The sequence below is a fragment of the Paraburkholderia bengalensis genome (assembly GCF_037126505.1).
In the GTDB taxonomy this organism is placed as follows: Bacteria; Pseudomonadota; Gammaproteobacteria; order Burkholderiales; family Burkholderiaceae; genus Paraburkholderia; species Paraburkholderia bengalensis.
Genome location: NZ_JACFYJ010000094.1, coordinates 1 through 16,201 on the forward strand (window position 1 = coordinate 1; position 16,201 = coordinate 16,201).

Sequence of the window (16,201 nt, forward strand, 5' to 3'; positions counted from 1 at the left end):
CGGGCCGGAGCGCTCCCCCTTCTCGAGTTCGACACGCAAGGCATCGAGTTTGGCTTCCTGTTCCTCCAGCAAACGCAGGCCGGCCCGAACCACGTCGCTCACCGTGTTGTAGCGCCCGGCCCGCACGCGATCTTCGACAAATTCGGCGAAGTGGTCGCCGAGCGAAACGGATGTATTCTTGCCCATCATTGACTCTCCTGGTTTCTGCACCCATTATACCAATTCTTGGTAACCGGCCGCGCACCGTGATAACAGCTTCGCGTGGGGGATGACAACCGGCGGCGGCGACTTCGCTTCCGCCCTACCGCGCGTGAAGGATCTTTTTACAAATCACGTATCAATCACTACATTTTTGCGAACGAGGGTGTATTCCGCTCTCCAAGTGCATTGATGGTGCGCTGACACGCCTGCGGCCGCAAATTTTCGTGAAACATCCGACAAACGACTCGAATTAGATGCGCTAAATCAATGATTTATCGGCGCTATTCTTTCTTTCCGGATGTTTCACGCACGAGTTCGTAGCCCCGCCGACGGTTTGACACTGCGGCCCTAATGCTGGAAGTCGAGCAGCTTCTTCTCCGCCTTCGCCCACATCTGCCCCTAAAGGACATCGATTGGCGCCGGCGTCGACGTCATGCGTCCGACAGTTGGTAGGCTGCGAGTGCCCGTTTTATTTGAACGTCGGCAAAGACAACTGAGGGCCACTCGCTCGCCAGACGCGCCATACTTTTACGGCCGTGAAGTGAATCGACGGTTCGACCGTTTCGTTGACGGCGATCGTGAGAACCGGAGGTCAAACAGCGTAGCGGGACGACCGATGCTGAAGCTATGCGGTACCCTGTCGGGTGCCCCGATAATAGAGAGATATAGAGAGGAGCATTCCGGTACCGCTGGTTTTAGCTTTTATGCGTTGTCTGGCGCCAACGCCAACTCTGTCGACACGAATTCGCACTGCCCCGACGCTCGCGGTGCTGGTGTGCCTGTTTGAGCTAGCGTTATACCCGCTATGACTGCGCCAGCCGTCCCCGGATATCGGACGCCCTCCCTGCAAACCGTTGGACCGACCCGACTTTCCGCCGGCCTCTCGTTGACCAGGTGGTCGCGCGCCGGCTTGCCGCGAAAGCGGCCCGGCGTGGCTTCCGCGGACCGCCCTGCACGGTGCCGGATAGGAGGCGGAGCGCCTGTTCTATGCACGACAGATAGTGCACGATTGCCGGCGGGACGCTGGACCAATTCGCCAGGTGCACCGCTTCCATGAGGCGCCCGTGTCGTGAGCAATCCGCACGAACGGAGATGCATCGCGGCACCAGCGAGTGACGGCCCTTTCTCGGTCGGGGTGGGACGGCTCGGTTGACCGGACCCAGATGATCGTCGCCGCCATTTACGACTGCCTGCGGGATGTCGGTTACAAATTCCCCGTCCGGCCGGCCGCCCATCCGCCGTCGCGGCCCGGAAAAAACAAGCCCCCTTCCCTGTCACGCGCCGAGTTGGCGCTAATCGGCCAGACGATCGTCGCTCGTCCCGGTGCACGGCCGGGCCGCACCTAGTCGGCACACAACGTGTTTGTGTTGGATCTGTTCGAACTGGTCGGCCCGCAGACCACCGAGGCGGTGCGTTGCCGCGCGGCCAACATGTGTATGAGCCCGTCCCCACACGTTACACCAACACGTCAATGATGACTGAAGCGCCACTCCCGATCGCGGCCTCGCGACGTCGTCGGGCTCCTTCCACTCGCCCGTCGCTGAATAGTCTCCGCTAAGTGCGCTGTCGGGTGCGCAAAATATGAGAAAACTGATAGTTAGTGACAGGCAGGCGTGCTGGTAGCGGTGGCGTCACGAGAACTATCAGTTTTCTGACACTAAAGTGTCAATTCGCGCCGATGGGTGGCCGTCCCCATGGACCATGACCTTACGCGATTTATTAAGCCGACGGCGTGACGCGCAAAGCCCCGCGCCGCGGGCTGTTGAGGGACCGCTATCGTCGCCGCCAGCGGTTGGCCCACAGACCATGACTTTTCGATTGATACCTGCAGTCGCAAAGTGTTGGCGGCGGAATCTAATGTTTCGCAGAATTCAGTTTTAGCAATCTAGCGGTTCGCGAACACAGATGGACTAGGCCCCCGTGGAAAAACTCAATGCGCGACGCGCCTCGTTGAGCGCCTACTCAAAATTCTGTGCACAAGTTGCCTGGCCCGAATCTTCTACGTCTTGGAGGAGCGGGGGCATGGGCTATCTGCAAGATGGAAGTCTTCCATCGGACGGCGAGGAAATCGGCCGAACACGCTCGCCTCTACGCTCTTCTTCCCGGTGATCCTCAAGCGCAACCGCCCCTACTGCCTTCGCAGTAGTGCTATCGCTCGCTTGTCCACGCGGCGTGACGAAACGTACACGTTCGATCTACATAGGGCGAAAGAGCTCGCGGCCGAGCCTATCAGTTCGATCACGCTCAAAGTCCCTGCAGACGTTGCGGTTGCGTCTCGCGCATATGCGTGGGCTAATGATTTAACGATGCGAGAACCGCTCACGCGTGACTTCCACTCTGCTAGTGAAGGCAGGCGCGCGTGGCTAGTCGTCGCTGACTCCTCGCTCCGGCGCGACGCCGTTACCCGTCTCAGTCACGAGGCGAGGGATGGCCCCGGTAAGAACGCACGTCTCCATCACACAACGGCAGCATTTACGCCGCTCTACCATAGTCACGAGAGCTTCGCGATTCTTTGCCAGCTCGCCCTGCCCGGCAGCGCCTTGTATGCAGTTCCTGCCCATCGACTCGCGATTCCCACTTCGCGTGGCTTGCACTCGCAGGAGTACGCCCATGCTTGGCGCACAAAGAAACGGCCCGGCTGACCAGATGGTCGGCCGGCAAGCTTGGGTTTCAACGCGAGCGAGTAACCAAGCCTCGCGTCCTCGCCCTGCTCTTATGTGTTTCCAAGCGCTTGATTTTTATGAACTTCCAAATTGGATGAATTCAACCAAACGGTTTGCAAAATTGCCAAGTACTTGATTTTATTCAACATCCAAATTGGATGACTGTGTATCCTCTGCTTCGAGCTCTGCTCGGATAAACTTCGCGATCTTTTCGCCCCACTGTGCTGCCTTGACGTCGCTGTCCTTCCCAGCGAAACGCAGTCCGACCACACCGCTGCGGACCGAAACGTCGCAGAACTTTCTCTTCCCGAGCGTGATCGTAGTCGCAACCAGCTGGGGCGCTTTCGTACGCACAGGTGTAGCCAAGCTCAAGGCTCGCTCCTGTGTCATCGCTTCCGAATCGATAAGCGTGCGAATCGCCTGCGTAACTTCGAGTTCGTGCCCTTGTTGCGCCAGCGCAGCGAACTTCGCAGCGGCCGTACCGCCAAGCCGGTGTGGTTTCGACGCAATAAGCTCCTTCGCAGCTGCAGGAAGATTTTCGAACGACAATATCCGGGCCACGTGACTCTGCGCCAAACCGGAAGTTCGAATAATGTCGGCCTGGCTGAGCCCTAAGTTATCCTGGATGCGTCGAAACTGCCGGTACTTTTCAAAGTCGGGGAGCGAAGGAGCAAGCAGATTCGAGAACGCCGCACCGAGTTCGACTTCAGTGTCCGTTCCTATAAAGGGAACGCCGCGGATTTTCGTTCGGCCCAGATCATCGCGGTAAATCGCTACCCGGTTGTTCCCGGAAATGATTTCGTTGCGTCCGTCGCCCAGAGGACGATAAACGATCGGGTGAACAAGAGGGTTGGCTTCCAGATTCGCCCGTAGTTCGCCATATTCCTGCGGCGACAAAATGCGTCGACGGCCAGGAACCTCAACGAGAGTGGAAATCTCTACTTCTTCCGAATATGTGCTGCCAGCGGACTCCAACTCCTCGATGCGCTTAATTGCGGCTTGGAGTTCTTTTTCCTTTTCGGCCAGCAGCGGAAGGGACGCCATCAATTGGCCGGGGGCAGTTTTAGGCCTGCCCGGCGCGTCTTCGTTACTTTTTTGAGGGCGCGGCGATGTTCCAATCGAGGCGGCCTTTGCTGCCAGACGGTCTTTGATGCTCATTCAGCCTCCTGATCTGCAAGCCAGAGTGCAACAAGCTGCTGATCGACGATCTCCGCAAATCGATCGTATGCCTCTCGTGCACGTTGATAGGTCTTTAAGCTTCCTTGGTAACGCGAGATGTCGTACACCGTGCCAAATTCAGCGGCGGCCGTCTGGGTAACAGCAGTCGTTGGAATTTCTATCGGAAGGACGAGACCTTCGTAGGTCTTATTGATCCAGTCGCGAACGATCGGGGTTGCGGCCTGGCTCTGATCGACTTTGGCCAAAAGAACGTGAATGAAGTCGAAGCTCTTAACGAGTTCAGGCGCGACCTGTTGCATGCTCTCAGAAAGGTCTGAAAACAGATTCCAAAATTGGGTCGACGACGCATAGTCGAGCGCACTCGGCGGCGTGGGGACGATAAGTCCGTCCGCAGCCATGAAAGCATTGATAGTCAGATAGGAGAGGGCTGGGGGCGTATCAATGATAACGACGTCGTATTCGTTCAGCAGCGGCTCAAGCCCTTTATTTAAAACATCCCAAAACTGGAACGATGAATCTTTCGACTGCTTGAAGGGGAGAAAAAACTCCGCGCCAAACAATGCCGCGCTCGCAGGGATAAGGTCCACACCGTCCCAATACGTTGACTGAACGGCGTACTGAAGATCCTCCTCATCGCCATAGATCAAGGGAAGCACAGTTTGCTCATCGGTGACTTCGCTGTCGGCCAGAATTCCATGAAGTGCTGAAAGCGAAGCCTGTGGATCAAGGTCAACAAGTAGGACCCTGCGACCGAACAGGGAAAGTCCTTGCGCGAGCGTCATGGCCGTGGTGGTTTTACTAACTCCGCCCTTGAAGTTACCGATCGCTATCTTCTTTCCGTGCACTCCCGTTGGACGTTTCGAAAATGGCGCGATTCGATCGATCCATACTCGCGCCTCAGAAAGCGTAAATTCCCTGCTGCGACTATGACGAAGCGTGCCTTGGGGCAAGTCAGACTCGGTTCGTGACAGGTAATGCATTCGCTGCCTGTCGATCCGGCACAGGTCGCCAACCTGAGCTGTCGTGAAAACGGGGGGATTTTTGCGAGGGTGAGGGGCAAGCATGCTTTCGCGCACATCCACGAGCATGCCACTGGCGTTCTCTGCAATAGCCTTGATCGCTCCGAGTGGCATAGGCTTGGGCGCATGCTTAAGCTTTATGGACATCTGCGGCTTTTCAGTGCGCCGGACTGCTGTGTTCATCAACCGCTCCCTTATCGATGTAACGACCACCGTCACATGTGTGATTCAACACGTAGAGCAAAAAATTTCACTTAATGTTGAATTTCGTGGAAGCTTAGTTGTTAATCAACTGAAGCGCAAGTGATTTGTGATCGTCTACAACTACCGAGAGCGCCCGCCCGTAGGGCCCCGCAGCGTGTTTCCAGAAATTACATCAGATCGTCGCAAAGCAATGCGGGAGGGTTTGCAGATTTGCGGCTGGCGGATCTGGGGATCTGCATGTCCGGACCACTCTTGTCATGAGGACAACAACTGTTTGTTGTTTCTTTAAAAAACAAAGACTTTAAAAACGTTTACGTTCGCCGAATCCTTTCCTGGTAAGGCTTACGGAGATGTCCGGTCATACTCTATGGGGCAATCGGTCAGGGTCTATGGGGTAGTGACCAATGTTGGGTCAGCCTTCGTGGGGCAATGGGTCATGGTTGATGGGTTAAGTCAGGGTCTATGGGTCCGCACGAGCAAAGACCGTAACGGATTGATCTATTTGGTTTTCCGACGCCATTGCACTTCAAAGGTCATAGTCTATGGGACGCGAGGTCACAGTTTATGGGGAAAAGATGCCCTCCCCATAGACCCTGACCTTTGAATACCGCCGCTCAAGGGCGGATGGCGCACACGGCGCGTTCTGAATCCGGCTTCAGCTGCGCATTCGCCGTCGCTTTCGCCCCACAAACCCTGACTTTGACCGTCTGTTCGGATATGCCGGCAAAGCTCCCCACAAACCATGACCTTTTGCGCTCGTCACGTGCCGAAATCTACCCATAAACCACGACCTTTCGGCGGATCAAAAAGCGTCCCCACAAACCATGACTTTTTAAAGGCCAGGAATCGGGCCCGAAAAGTCAGGGTTCATGGGGAACATCGAGTCGGAAAAGCGAAAAGTCAGTACGAGATGAGTTGCAAGCATGACTTTTAGCTCCTAGAATCCCGGAAGCCTCATGGAGACTGCATGCCCAACATCAAGCCGCTTGCTCTTCCGCCTAGCGAACTGAAGAAGCACGTTGCCACAGTTCACGTAAGCGGCGAACTATCGTTGCTCGAGCGCAAGATTGTGAACGTCCTGCTACTTAACGCATTCGACGATCTCCTCACGAAGAAGCGCCATACGTTGCCCGTGGGCATCCTTTGCACGATGCTAGGTTTCGACAGCAAGAATTACGATGCGTTGAAGCGTGCGTTACTGAAGGTCATGTCGACACCTATCTCGTTCGATCTTCTGCACGACGGCGGCAAGACAGACTGGGAAGCGTCACCACTTATTGCATACGCCAGTATCAAGAATGGTCTTTGCTCGTACGAGTACAGCGACTGGCTAGCGGGGAAGCTCGCGAACCCTGACATTTACACTCTGATTAACATCAATGTTCAGCGGCAGTTTAGTGGGGGCTACGCGCTCGCCCTCTATGAGAACTGTCTCCGATTCAAACGAACGGGATCGACGGGCTGGATTCCCGTGGAAACATGGCGTCGCCTGCTTGGCGCAGATGCGAGCATGTACGATGAGTTCAAGCATTTCTCGGCCGAAGTGATCAAAAAGGCTGTTAAAGAGATCAATCAGGTGTCAAATATCCTCGTGTCTCCCGAATACAAGCGAGAGGCAAGACGTGTCGTCCAGATCCGCTTCCTGGTCGAAGACAATCCTCAGAAATCGATGTACGACAACGAGGAGGATGAAGAGCAAAAGGCTATTCGGGAATCCGAAGCATTCAGGCGTCTCACACTCCTTGGTGTCGGAGAAAGACTCGCTATAAGTTGGATCCAGCAGGAACCAGATCGAGCGTTACAGACAGCGATTTACGTCGAAGAGAAGGCGAAGAGCAAGCAGATCCGCGGAAACGCCGGAGGGTATGCAAGGACCGTATTCGAGAAAGCTGCTCGGATCGAAGTGGGAGGCAATGGCAAAGGACAGACCGAACCGGCTTTACCACGCCCGACGGTGGTCGAGAAGGATACGTCGGCCGAAGAGCGTTCGCGCCAAACGACTGCGAAAATCAAATCGCTGACGCTGCCAGAGAAGCAGAAATTCGCCGAGGAGTATATGGCGGGAGGCGGAAAGGGAAATACGTATCAGCCAGAAACGGGGACGTTCAAGAACGCACTCGAACGGACCGCGTACACATCGTGGTTGCGTGCAAAGATTGCGAGTGTTCCGGGGTGAATGCCGCAGAAGCCGATTTGTCTGATTCGCGCAAAAAGCAAGGCGAGGGCCGAACTTCTCGATTTCGGCGCTACCTCTTCTTGGAAGCATCGATTCGATGCTTGCTGTTGGCGGTGTTCAAAAACAGGTTGATGTCTGTTCTAGCTGCACTATCCGAGGAGCGATTCGCGTGAAGTCCGGCAGCTCGACGCGCAAGTATTTTTCGCCAGGAACAATGCTGACGCGCACTCCCGCGCGTCTAACCGGCTTTCCGGTGGTAAGCACCGAAAACACGTCTTCGAGAGAGGACGTCGGAGGGAATGCATCGAGCCCGCTGCACGACCTCGGTTTCGCCGAGCTGAGGCGGACGCGTGAGGGTCTGGAGCGTATGGAGAGCGCGGAAGGATGCCTTTCAGTCTTCGAATAGCTTTAGTAGTGCTTTTGGAAGTCGCGCGGCGGCGACCATCTTCGACACGTGCGGGAACGAAAGATTGAATTCGGTCGCAATGGCACCTTGGCTAGACCATAACCCACGATCCAGGACGGAAAGATAAAACCTCCCTAAAGTGATGTTGGAAGCCTTTGCCGCGCGCTTCACTGCGTGGACGACTTCAGTGATTGTGCTTCCGGCTTCATTGACGAGCTTCGACCCGGCATCGACCCGGGTTATCGGCTCATCGATTAGATCCTTGATTTCCGGAGGTGCAACGCCTGAAAGCCGTTACGCAGTTGCCGCAGTCGATGCATCCCGGCCATGCGCCGCTGCTCGTAGCGAACTCGCGAGAAGCCCTGTTGAAGCTCGCCCAACTCAACACGATCGAAATCCACGCGTGGAACGCGACAGCGCCGGATCTTGACCATCCTGATCGCTTCATTCTCAATCTCGATCCCCGTCCGCAACTCGACTGGAGCGTGATGGTTTAGGCCGCAACGCTTACGCGGGTCGTGCTCGACGAACTCGACCTGCAGTCGTTTTGCAAGACTAGGCGAGCGAAGGGCGTACACATCATTGTGCCGCTTGCGCCGGTCCATACATGGCAGCAAGTGAAGGGCTTCAGCCACGCGTTCGCGCGCCATCTTGCGAAGGTCATCCCACAACGTTTTTCGGCCGTGTCAGGCCCGGGAATCGCATCGGCAAGGTCTTTGTGGATTACCTGCGAAACGCGTCAGGGCAGAAATTGTCGAAGCCGGCCGCCAAGGCGGCGTCCAGTCCCAAGCGCCTCATCATTTCAGGCATCTCGGCGCGCGGTACGTTCGCCAGATGACGATCCGGCGGTTCACGTGGGATCGGCTCGATCGTCGCGCAGCCCATATGAAAACAGATTGTCGAGTCGACTGACCTGTTCAGTCCATGCAGCGTCGCGTCGATATCGCCCGGAGATTTCTGTCGTACCGCCACACTGCGCTGCAGGTCGTCTCCATATCGCAGCGTAAAGCCCCTCAGGAAAAAATTCCCTGCTCCACGATGAGGCATTGAAGTCGCCATTCCGAAGGTAAGTTTCACGGGTCATGAAATCCTCATCCAGGTAAGCGTAAGGGCTTTGCGAAATATTCTCATGATGGATGTAGGCCTGCGAACGATTCGTTCCCAGATCTGCCTGTAAATTAGAGGCGCCGAATTTGCATCACACTCCATTTCTTGCTATCGAACTCGGTCGTCGAATTGCTTCCGGCTGATTGACTGGTGCGCGTCGAACGCTATTGCAATCCGAAGAATCGCGCGAACAGCCTTCATTCCGTGCATGAGTTCAGCGATAGAGGCGTCGATACGCGCACGTGCGCGACGCACGCGCATTGCCCTTGTCAGAAAGCGAATTTTTATCGCGATGAATTGATTGCACGTGAATAAAGTCGTGTGCATACTACGCGCTGATCACACGGGCACCGGCTTTCAATTCGCAGTATTTCGCAATACGGTCTCGGGCAATGCACATTTTTGCACCGGCACAGTTTCGTAAGCGGGAAACGTGGCCGGCTCGCATCATACGTTCGACGGCAGCTGGGAACGCGTCGAACTGAACGGGCCGGGGTATGTCTCCAGACATGTTCACGCTTTACGCTTGAACACCCTCTTGACCCGGTAGCCGATCTGCCATTTGTGGGAGCCCGACGCCACCGGTTGTCGGCGCTTCGCGCCACTTGCAGACAGTCCTGAGGTGCAATGATGAAACGCCATCCTTCGCCAAACACGTCTCAAGGCCTCCGCGATATCCGCTCGCTGAATGTGGTCGTGGTGCATCCGCTCGATCAGGATGGAGAGGAGTTGCTGGCGCAACTTCGACGCATCGGCAGCCGCGTGTGCCGTTTCTGGCCCGCACCCGACGCGTTACCCGAAGGCACCGGCGTCGTCTTCATGGCGATCAGGCCCGAAACGATTTCGAAAGCTCTGCCGTGGCTCGAAGGACCGGCCGCGCACCCTGTCATTCCCGTCGTCAGCTACGAGAACCCGATCTTCATTGAAATCGTCATCAAGCTGAACGCTTACTGTGCGGTACCGTCGCCTGTTCGTTCGTCGGGCGTATTGACGGCGATCGCCGTGTCGTTGCATCAGCACAAGAGCCGCGTCGCTCTCGAACGCTACGCGCAAAGAGTCACAGAAAAATTCGCGGATCAGCGCAAGATCCAGCGCGCGAAATCGATACTGATGGAAACGCGCAATCTGACCGAGCCCGAAGCACACGATCTGTTGCGCTCGCGGGCGATGGGACAGCGGCAGTCGCTTGAAGCCATATCGGACACCATCATCAAGGCGCACGAAGCGCTGAACTTCTGAACGTTCGTTGCTAGCACCGGCTGGTCGCTAAGGAGGCACGCTGCACGATAACTGTGCTTGGTATCGCCAGCATGGGGAGCGCAATCTCCCGCTTCGTTGCGCAAAACCGCGCGCTAGCGTGTTCGAACGGATGGCATAGCTCTTGCGTTTCAATGTCATCGATGCGAGGCTGCACAGCCGCGCACTGTAAATTGCATTTCGTCTCGCACGACAAAGGCGTCGTGTTCGACACCGGCCACACAAGCCCGATAGCCAGACTCGCTCTGGCTTCGGGCTTTTTTTTTCGTCCGAGTTCGGGCATGGCCGTCATCCGGATGACGGGCGCGGCAGAACGATGAGTCATCTAATCCGAAGGAATCGATATGGACTTCCTGCAACGAGGCATCGCGGCAACATGAAAAACCTTCCCCTTTCTCCCGCGCATGGCAACGGCGCCAACGCGCCCGCGCCGTCGGCGCCCGGCGCGCGCGTCGGGCTGCTGGTCGAACGTCATTCGGTGCTGATTCTCGCGTTGTTGCTGCTGATCGCCGTGCCCGCCCTGACAGGCGCATTCCGGCTCGGGCTGTTCGCGAAGTATCTGAGCTTCGCGTTCTGTGCGGTCGGGCTCGTGCTCACATGGGGCTACGGCGGCATTTTGAGCTTGGGACAGGGCATCTTCTTCGGTCTCGGCAGTTACATGATGGCGATGTACATGAAGCTCGAGGCGAGTGCGAACGATCCCGCCGCGGCCGTATTCGGCGGAGGCGGCACACCCGTGCCAGACTTCATGACCTGGAACAGCATCGACAAACTGCCATGGTGGTGGTTGCCGTTCGAGCACGCGTGGTTCGCGCTGCCGATGATCATCGTGTTTCCTGCGCTCGTTGCATTCGTGCTCGGTTACGCGAACTTTCGCAAGCGCGTGGGCGGGGTCTACTTTTCCATCGTCACACTGGCGCTGGCGTCGATCATGTCGATCGTGATCATCGGCCAGCAAGGCTATACGGGCGGCGTGAACGGCATCACGAATCTGCCGACGTTCATGGGCTACAGCGTGCAGAGCAATACGGCGACGCTGGTGATGTATTACGTGACGGCCGTGCTGCTGCTGTGCGCGGTGCTGGCAGGCCGCTTCATTCTGCGCAGTCGTCTCGGCAAGGTACTGATCGCGATCCGCGACCGCGAAGACCGCATTCGCTTTTCGGGCTATGACCCGGCGTTGTTCAAAGGTTTCATCTTCGCGGTGGCCGCGTTGTATTCGGCCATCGGCGGCGCGATGTTCACGCTGCAAGTGGGTTTTGCTTCGCCGTCGGTGTGCGGCATCGTGCCGTCGATCGAAATGGTGATCTACGCTGCCGTCGGCGGCCGCCTGTCGCTGGTCGGTGCCGTGTACGGCACGGTGATCATCGGCGCGGCGAAGAGCTATCTGTCAGAGAACTTCGTGGGCTTCTGGGTGTATTTCATCGGTGCGCTGTTCATCTTCGTGCCGATGCTGTTGCCGAAAGGGCTCGCGGGCGTCATCGACTGGCTGCGCGAGCAGCGCCCCACGCGCCGCGCGAGCGCACAGGAGGCCACGCAATGACGCCGATGATCCTCGCCGTCGAGGGCCTGACTGTGTCGTTCGACGGTTTCAAGGCCGTCGACAACCTCAACTTCTATGTCGAAGAAAAACAGCTGCACGTCGTGATCGGCCCGAACGGCGCGGGCAAGACGACGCTGCTCGACATGATTTGCGGCAAGACCAAGCCGACCGCGGGAACGATCGAGTTCAAGGGCATGTACCTGGAAAAGATGCTCGAGTACCAGATCACGCGTGCGGGTGTGGGACGCAAGTTCCAGAACCCGATGGTCTACGAAGACCTCACGGTGTCGGAGAACCTGGAGATCTCGTACCCGCGCAAGCGCGATGTGATCGGCAGTCTGTTCTTTCATCGCAGCAAGGAGGTGATGGATGAAATCGACCGCGTTGCGCAGATGATCTTTTTGAGCGAGCAGCTCGACCGGAAGGCCGCGTTGCTGTCGCACGGTCAGAAGCAATGGCTCGAAATCGGCATGCTGCTGATGCAAGACCCGGAGCTGCTGCTGCTCGACGAACCTGTCGCCGGCATGAGCGCGCGCGAGCGCGAACTGACGGGCGAATTGCTGAAGGCGATCGCGGAAGGCCGCTCAGTCGTCGTCATCGAGCACGACATGGAATTTGTCAAATCCGTCGCCGACAAGGTGACGGTGCTGCACCAGGGCAAGACGCTGGCCGAAGGAAAAATGGACGTGGTCCAGAACGACCCACGCGTGATCGAAGTGTATCTGGGGCATTGACGATGCTGAAGATCGACAACCTGAATGTGTTCTACGGCGAGAGCCACGTACTGCACGATCTCAGCTTCGAGCTGTCGCCGGGCGAAACGGTTGCCGTGATGGGCCGCAACGGCATGGGCAAGACGACGTTGATGAAATCGTTGATCGGCATGATTCCGACCCGCAGCGGCAGGATCGAACTGAACGGGCGTGAACTCGTAAAAGCGAAGAGCTACGAGCGCGTCGCCGCAGGCTTCGGTTTCGTGCCGCAAGGGCGCATGATTTTTCCGTATCTGAGCGTCGAGGAAAACATTCTGTCGGGCATGGACCGCTTCAGGCGCGCGGTGATTCCCGAGTACATCTACGACGCCTTTCCGGTTCTCCACGAGATGCGCGCGAGGCGCGGCGGCAATCTGTCGGGCGGCCAGCAGCAACAGCTGGCGATTGCACGCGCGCTCGTGTCGGAGCCGAAAGTGTTGATCCTCGATGAACCGACGGAAGGCATTCAGCCGTCGATCATCAAGGACATCGCGCGTGCGCTTAATCGCCTGAAGAAAGAGCGTGATTTCGCGTTGATCGTGTCCGAGCAGGTGCTGGCGTTCACGCTCGATATCGCCGACCGCTTTCTGATCATTGAGAAAGGCCGCTTCGTGCACAGCGACACGCGCGCGAACGTCGACGCCGAGCGCATCACGCGTTACCTGACTATCTGAAGCCGCTTTAGCAGCGCCGCCGGCGCACGGGCCATCCGCCCTCGAATCCAGTGAGGAGATAAGCATGCAGCATGGTGACATTTCGAGCAGTCTCGATACGGTCGGCGTTGCCGTCGTGAACTACAAGATGCCGCGTCTGCATACGCGTGCCGAAGTGCTCGCGAACGCACGCAACATCGGCGAGATGATCAAGGGCATCAAAACAGGGCTACCTGGCCTCGATCTGATCGTGTTTCCGGAGTACAGCACGCACGGCATCATGTACGACCAGCAGGAGATGTACGACACGGCGTCGGCGGTTCCCGGCGAAGAGACGGAGATTTTCGCCGAGGCCTGCCGCAGCGCGAAAGTGTGGGGCGTGTTTTCACTGACGGGCGAGCAACACGAAGAGCACCCGAACAAGGCGCCGTACAACACGCTGATCCTGATGAACGACAAGGGCGAGATCGTGCAAAAGTACCGCAAGATCATGCCATGGGTGCCGATCGAAGGCTGGTATCCGGGCAACTGCACCTATGTGTCGGAAGGGCCGAAGGGTTTGAAGGTCAGCCTCATCATCTGCGACGACGGCAACTATCCGGAAATCTGGCGCGATTGCGCGATGAAGGGCGCCGAACTCATCGTGCGCTGTCAGGGCTACATGTACCCGGCCAAAGAGCAGCAGATCAACATGGCGAAGTCGATGGCGTGGGTCAACAACGTCTATGTCGCGGTTGCGAATGCAGCGGGTTTCGACGGCGTCTACTCGTACTTCGGACATTCGGCGCTGGTCGGCTTCGACGGCCGCACGCTCGGCGAATGCGGCACCGAGGAAATGGGTGTCCAGTATGCGGCGCTGTCGAAGAGCCTGATTCGCGACGCGCGCAAGAATATGCAGTCAGAAAACCATCTATACAAGCTGCTGCATCGTGGCTACACGGGCAAGATCAACTCGCGCGAAGACGCGAACGGTGTCGCCGAATGTCCGTTCGACTTTTACGCGAGGTGGGTGACCGATCCCGAAGGCACGCGCAAGATGGTCGAAGCGCTGACGCGCAGTACGCCCGGCACCGAGGAATGCCCGATTCCGGGCATTCCGAATGCCGCCGATCTCGCGCATCGGTGAACGCCGATGATCACTTACACGTCGATCATCGGCAGTGCGTCGGAGCCGCGGATCGCCGAGCGGCTGCATGTGCTCGAGCATCGCGGCACGGTCGATACGATCACGCTGAGCGGCGACGACATCCGCCGCCGCCGGCTGCGCGTGAGCAGCGATGCGGGCGTTGCATGCGGGATTGCACTCGACCGTCAGGCGCAGCTCTTCGACGGCGCTGTCCTGCAACTCGACGGCGATACAGCGCTGGTCGTGCGCACGGCGCGCACGCAGTGGCTGTGCATGGCGGCACGCGACGCCGCGGCGGCGCTCGAACTCGGCTATTTCGCAGGCAACATGCATTGGGCCGTGCGCTTCGAAGGCACGGTGCTGCACATCGCCGTCAACGGCCGCATCGACGATTACCGTGCGCGGCTCGTGCCGTTGCTGGCGTCGGGCCGTATCCGCGAGGTCGAGGTGCCGGACGCTAACGGCGCACATCGCGCGCATCATGCCGCGCACGATCGTCGTCATGATCACGTTCACGCTCATGACTGACGCGACAGGATGGCTCGCCAGCCTGCAACAGGCCGACAGCTTTTTCCCGGGTGGTGCGATGGCTTTTTCGTGGGGCCTCGAAGCGTTGCAACAAGCCGGGTACGTGATGGACGCGGACTCGCTTGCGGTGTTCGTCGACGCGCAGGCGCTGGAGCGCTGGGCATCGCTCGATCAGGGCATCGTGTGTGCCGCGTGGCGCGCCGAATCGTTCGATGCGTGGTGCGAAGTCGACGCGATGGCCGAAGCGGTGACGCTCGCCGCACCGATGCGCGACGGCGCCCGCCGACTCGGCCGCACGCTCGCCGATGTGCACGCGCGGCTCGGTGTGCCGCTCGCCGCGCGAATCCGCGCGGCGATACGGGCGGGTAGCACGCCGGGGCATTTGCCCGCCGTGCAGGGCGCGATCTGGCGTAGCCTCGGTATGGCCGAGGATCACGCGCGCGCGGTCTCCGCACACGCGGCCTGCACAGGTGCCGTGAGTTCGGCGGTGCGGCTCGGCATCGTCGGTCACCTTGACGCGCAGCGCGTGCTGAGCGGCCTGCGCACGCGCCTTGCCGCCGTGCTCGATGCGCCAGCGCCGCCGCTCGATGCGCTTTGGTCCAACACGTTTGCCGCCGACATTGCCGCGATGCGCGCGCAAGGTCACGACGCGCGGCTCTTCGCCAACTGACTGCACGGATGCGCGAATGCTTCTGACCCCAACCGAATACGAACGCCTGACGCTCTACACCGCCGCCGAACTCGCGCGGCGCCACCGCAGCAAAGGGCTGAAACTGAATCATCCCGAAGCCGTCGCGATCATCGCCGACGACATTCTCGAAGGCGCGCGAGAAGGGCGCAGCGTCGCGGATCTGATCGCATGGGGCTCAACGCTGCTGACTGAAGACGACGTGCTGCCAGGCGTCGCGGAACTGCTGCCCGTGCTTCAGGTGGAAGGCTCGTTCCCCGACGGCACCAAGCTGGTGACGGTGCATCAGCCCATCCGCCCCGGCACCGCGCCGCGTCCCGACGATTCCGTGGTGCCCGGCGAACTTGCCGCTGCGCCCGGTGACATCGAACTGAACGCGGGCCGCGCGAAAGTCGTCGTGAGCGCGATGAATACGGGCGACCGGCCGATCCAGATCGGCAGCCATTTTCATTTCTTCGAAGTCAACCGCGCGTTGCGCTTCGATCGCGCGGCGGCGTGGGGCATGCGGCTCGACATTCCGGCCGGTACGGCCGTGCGCTTCGAGCCCGGCGACAGCAAGGAAGTGACGTTGGTGGCCATCGCGGGCAGCCGCGAAGTCTACGGCCTCAACGGGCTGACAGACGGCGCGCTAGACGAGCCGGGGCGATGTGAAGCAGCCATCGCGCGCGCCGTTGCGCGCGGTTTTCAGGGAGCGTGAAT

The 16,201-nt window shown here is 58.6% G+C and carries 13 protein-coding genes and 1 pseudogene; 10 read left to right on the forward strand and 4 right to left on the reverse strand.

All coding sequences use genetic code 11. The features are described from left to right. From H3V53_RS34770 to H3V53_RS34780, 3 genes are all read right to left on the reverse strand, one after another. On the reverse strand, positions 1-186 hold a 186-nt coding region (locus tag H3V53_RS34770), incomplete at its 3' end, for a type II toxin-antitoxin system ParD family antitoxin (protein ID WP_336601711.1). Positions 187-3,002: 2,816 nt separating this feature from the next. Next, positions 3,003-4,022, reverse strand: a complete 1,020-nt coding sequence (locus H3V53_RS34775; RefSeq protein ID WP_336601690.1) for a ParB/RepB/Spo0J family partition protein — start codon at positions 4,020-4,022, stop codon at positions 3,003-3,005. Continuing rightward, positions 4,019-5,245, reverse strand: coding sequence for a ParA family protein (locus H3V53_RS34780; protein ID WP_336601691.1), 1,227 nt, complete (start codon positions 5,243-5,245; stop codon positions 4,019-4,021). Before H3V53_RS34780 ends, H3V53_RS34775 begins: the two co-directional genes overlap by 4 nt. Positions 5,246-6,233: 988 nt before the next feature. On the opposite strand from H3V53_RS34780, the gene H3V53_RS34785 reads away from it, so the two are divergent. Further along, positions 6,234-7,442 carry a RepB family plasmid replication initiator protein gene (locus H3V53_RS34785; protein WP_054923467.1) on the forward strand — a complete coding sequence of 403 codons (1,209 nt, stop codon included), beginning with the start codon at positions 6,234-6,236 and terminating at the stop codon, positions 7,440-7,442. A gap of 720 nt (positions 7,443-8,162) precedes the next feature. Continuing rightward, a pseudogene (ligD, locus tag H3V53_RS34790) lies at positions 8,163-8,474 on the forward strand (non-homologous end-joining DNA ligase LigD); the annotation flags it as partial. Positions 8,475-8,571: 97 nt separating this feature from the next. On the opposite strand, the gene H3V53_RS34795 reads toward ligD, so the two are convergent. Then, complete coding sequence (locus tag H3V53_RS34795; protein WP_336601713.1) at positions 8,572-8,925, reverse strand: 2OG-Fe(II) oxygenase family protein; 354 nt, start codon at positions 8,923-8,925, stop codon at positions 8,572-8,574. Between the two features lie 657 nt (positions 8,926-9,582). On the opposite strand from H3V53_RS34795, the gene H3V53_RS34800 reads away from it, so the two are divergent. From H3V53_RS34800 to H3V53_RS34835, 8 genes are all read left to right on the forward strand, one after another. Next, positions 9,583-10,194: an ANTAR domain-containing response regulator gene (locus H3V53_RS34800; protein ID WP_336601692.1), complete on the forward strand. Its 612-nt coding sequence runs from the start codon at positions 9,583-9,585 to the stop codon at positions 10,192-10,194. A gap of 394 nt (positions 10,195-10,588) precedes the next feature. Further along, positions 10,589-11,755, forward strand: a complete 1,167-nt coding sequence (gene urtC / locus H3V53_RS34805; protein WP_336601693.1) for an urea ABC transporter permease subunit UrtC — start codon at positions 10,589-10,591, stop codon at positions 11,753-11,755. Continuing rightward, positions 11,752-12,489, forward strand: coding sequence for an urea ABC transporter ATP-binding protein UrtD (gene urtD / locus H3V53_RS34810; protein ID WP_336601694.1), 738 nt, complete (start codon positions 11,752-11,754; stop codon positions 12,487-12,489). The genes urtC and urtD overlap by 4 nt, the downstream gene beginning before the upstream one ends. Before the next feature lie 2 nt (positions 12,490-12,491). After that, a complete protein-coding gene (gene urtE / locus H3V53_RS34815; RefSeq protein WP_054923464.1) occupies positions 12,492-13,181 on the forward strand; it encodes an urea ABC transporter ATP-binding subunit UrtE in 690 nt (229 codons plus the stop codon). A 64-nt stretch (positions 13,182-13,245) separates the two neighbouring features. After that, complete coding sequence (locus tag H3V53_RS34820; protein ID WP_336601695.1) at positions 13,246-14,286, forward strand: aliphatic amidase; 1,041 nt, start codon at positions 13,246-13,248, stop codon at positions 14,284-14,286. A gap of 6 nt (positions 14,287-14,292) precedes the next feature. Then, entirely contained in the window at positions 14,293-14,814 is a 522-nt protein-coding gene (ureE, locus tag H3V53_RS34825) for an urease accessory protein UreE (RefSeq protein ID WP_336601696.1), read from the forward strand. Beyond that, complete coding sequence (locus H3V53_RS34830; protein ID WP_336601697.1) at positions 14,768-15,484, forward strand: urease accessory protein UreF; 717 nt, start codon at positions 14,768-14,770, stop codon at positions 15,482-15,484. Before ureE ends, H3V53_RS34830 begins: the two co-directional genes overlap by 47 nt. Before the next feature lie 16 nt (positions 15,485-15,500). Beyond that, positions 15,501-16,199 carry an urease subunit beta gene (locus H3V53_RS34835; RefSeq protein ID WP_336601698.1) on the forward strand — a complete coding sequence of 233 codons (699 nt, stop codon included), beginning with the start codon at positions 15,501-15,503 and terminating at the stop codon, positions 16,197-16,199. Positions 16,200-16,201: the final 2 nt, after the last annotated feature.

What these genes read in the sequence shown, in the direction of transcription:
- H3V53_RS34775 (WP_336601690.1), bottom strand. Translation starts at nt 4,022, where the DNA reads ATGAGCATCAAAGACCGTCTGGCAGCAAAGGCCGCCTCGATTGGAACA.
- H3V53_RS34780 (WP_336601691.1), bottom strand. Translation starts at nt 5,245, where the DNA reads ATGAACACAGCAGTCCGGCGCACTGAAAAGCCGCAGATGTCCATAAAG.
- H3V53_RS34785 (WP_054923467.1), top strand. Translation starts at nt 6,234, where the DNA reads ATGCCCAACATCAAGCCGCTTGCTCTTCCGCCTAGCGAACTGAAGAAG.
- H3V53_RS34800 (WP_336601692.1), top strand. Translation starts at nt 9,583, where the DNA reads ATGATGAAACGCCATCCTTCGCCAAACACGTCTCAAGGCCTCCGCGAT.
- urtC (WP_336601693.1), top strand. Translation starts at nt 10,589, where the DNA reads ATGAAAAACCTTCCCCTTTCTCCCGCGCATGGCAACGGCGCCAACGCG.
- urtD (WP_336601694.1), top strand. Translation starts at nt 11,752, where the DNA reads ATGACGCCGATGATCCTCGCCGTCGAGGGCCTGACTGTGTCGTTCGAC.
- urtE (WP_054923464.1), top strand. Translation starts at nt 12,492, where the DNA reads ATGCTGAAGATCGACAACCTGAATGTGTTCTACGGCGAGAGCCACGTA.
- H3V53_RS34820 (WP_336601695.1), top strand. Translation starts at nt 13,246, where the DNA reads ATGCAGCATGGTGACATTTCGAGCAGTCTCGATACGGTCGGCGTTGCC.
- ureE (WP_336601696.1), top strand. Translation starts at nt 14,293, where the DNA reads ATGATCACTTACACGTCGATCATCGGCAGTGCGTCGGAGCCGCGGATC.
- H3V53_RS34830 (WP_336601697.1), top strand. Translation starts at nt 14,768, where the DNA reads ATGCCGCGCACGATCGTCGTCATGATCACGTTCACGCTCATGACTGAC.
- H3V53_RS34835 (WP_336601698.1), top strand. Translation starts at nt 15,501, where the DNA reads ATGCTTCTGACCCCAACCGAATACGAACGCCTGACGCTCTACACCGCC.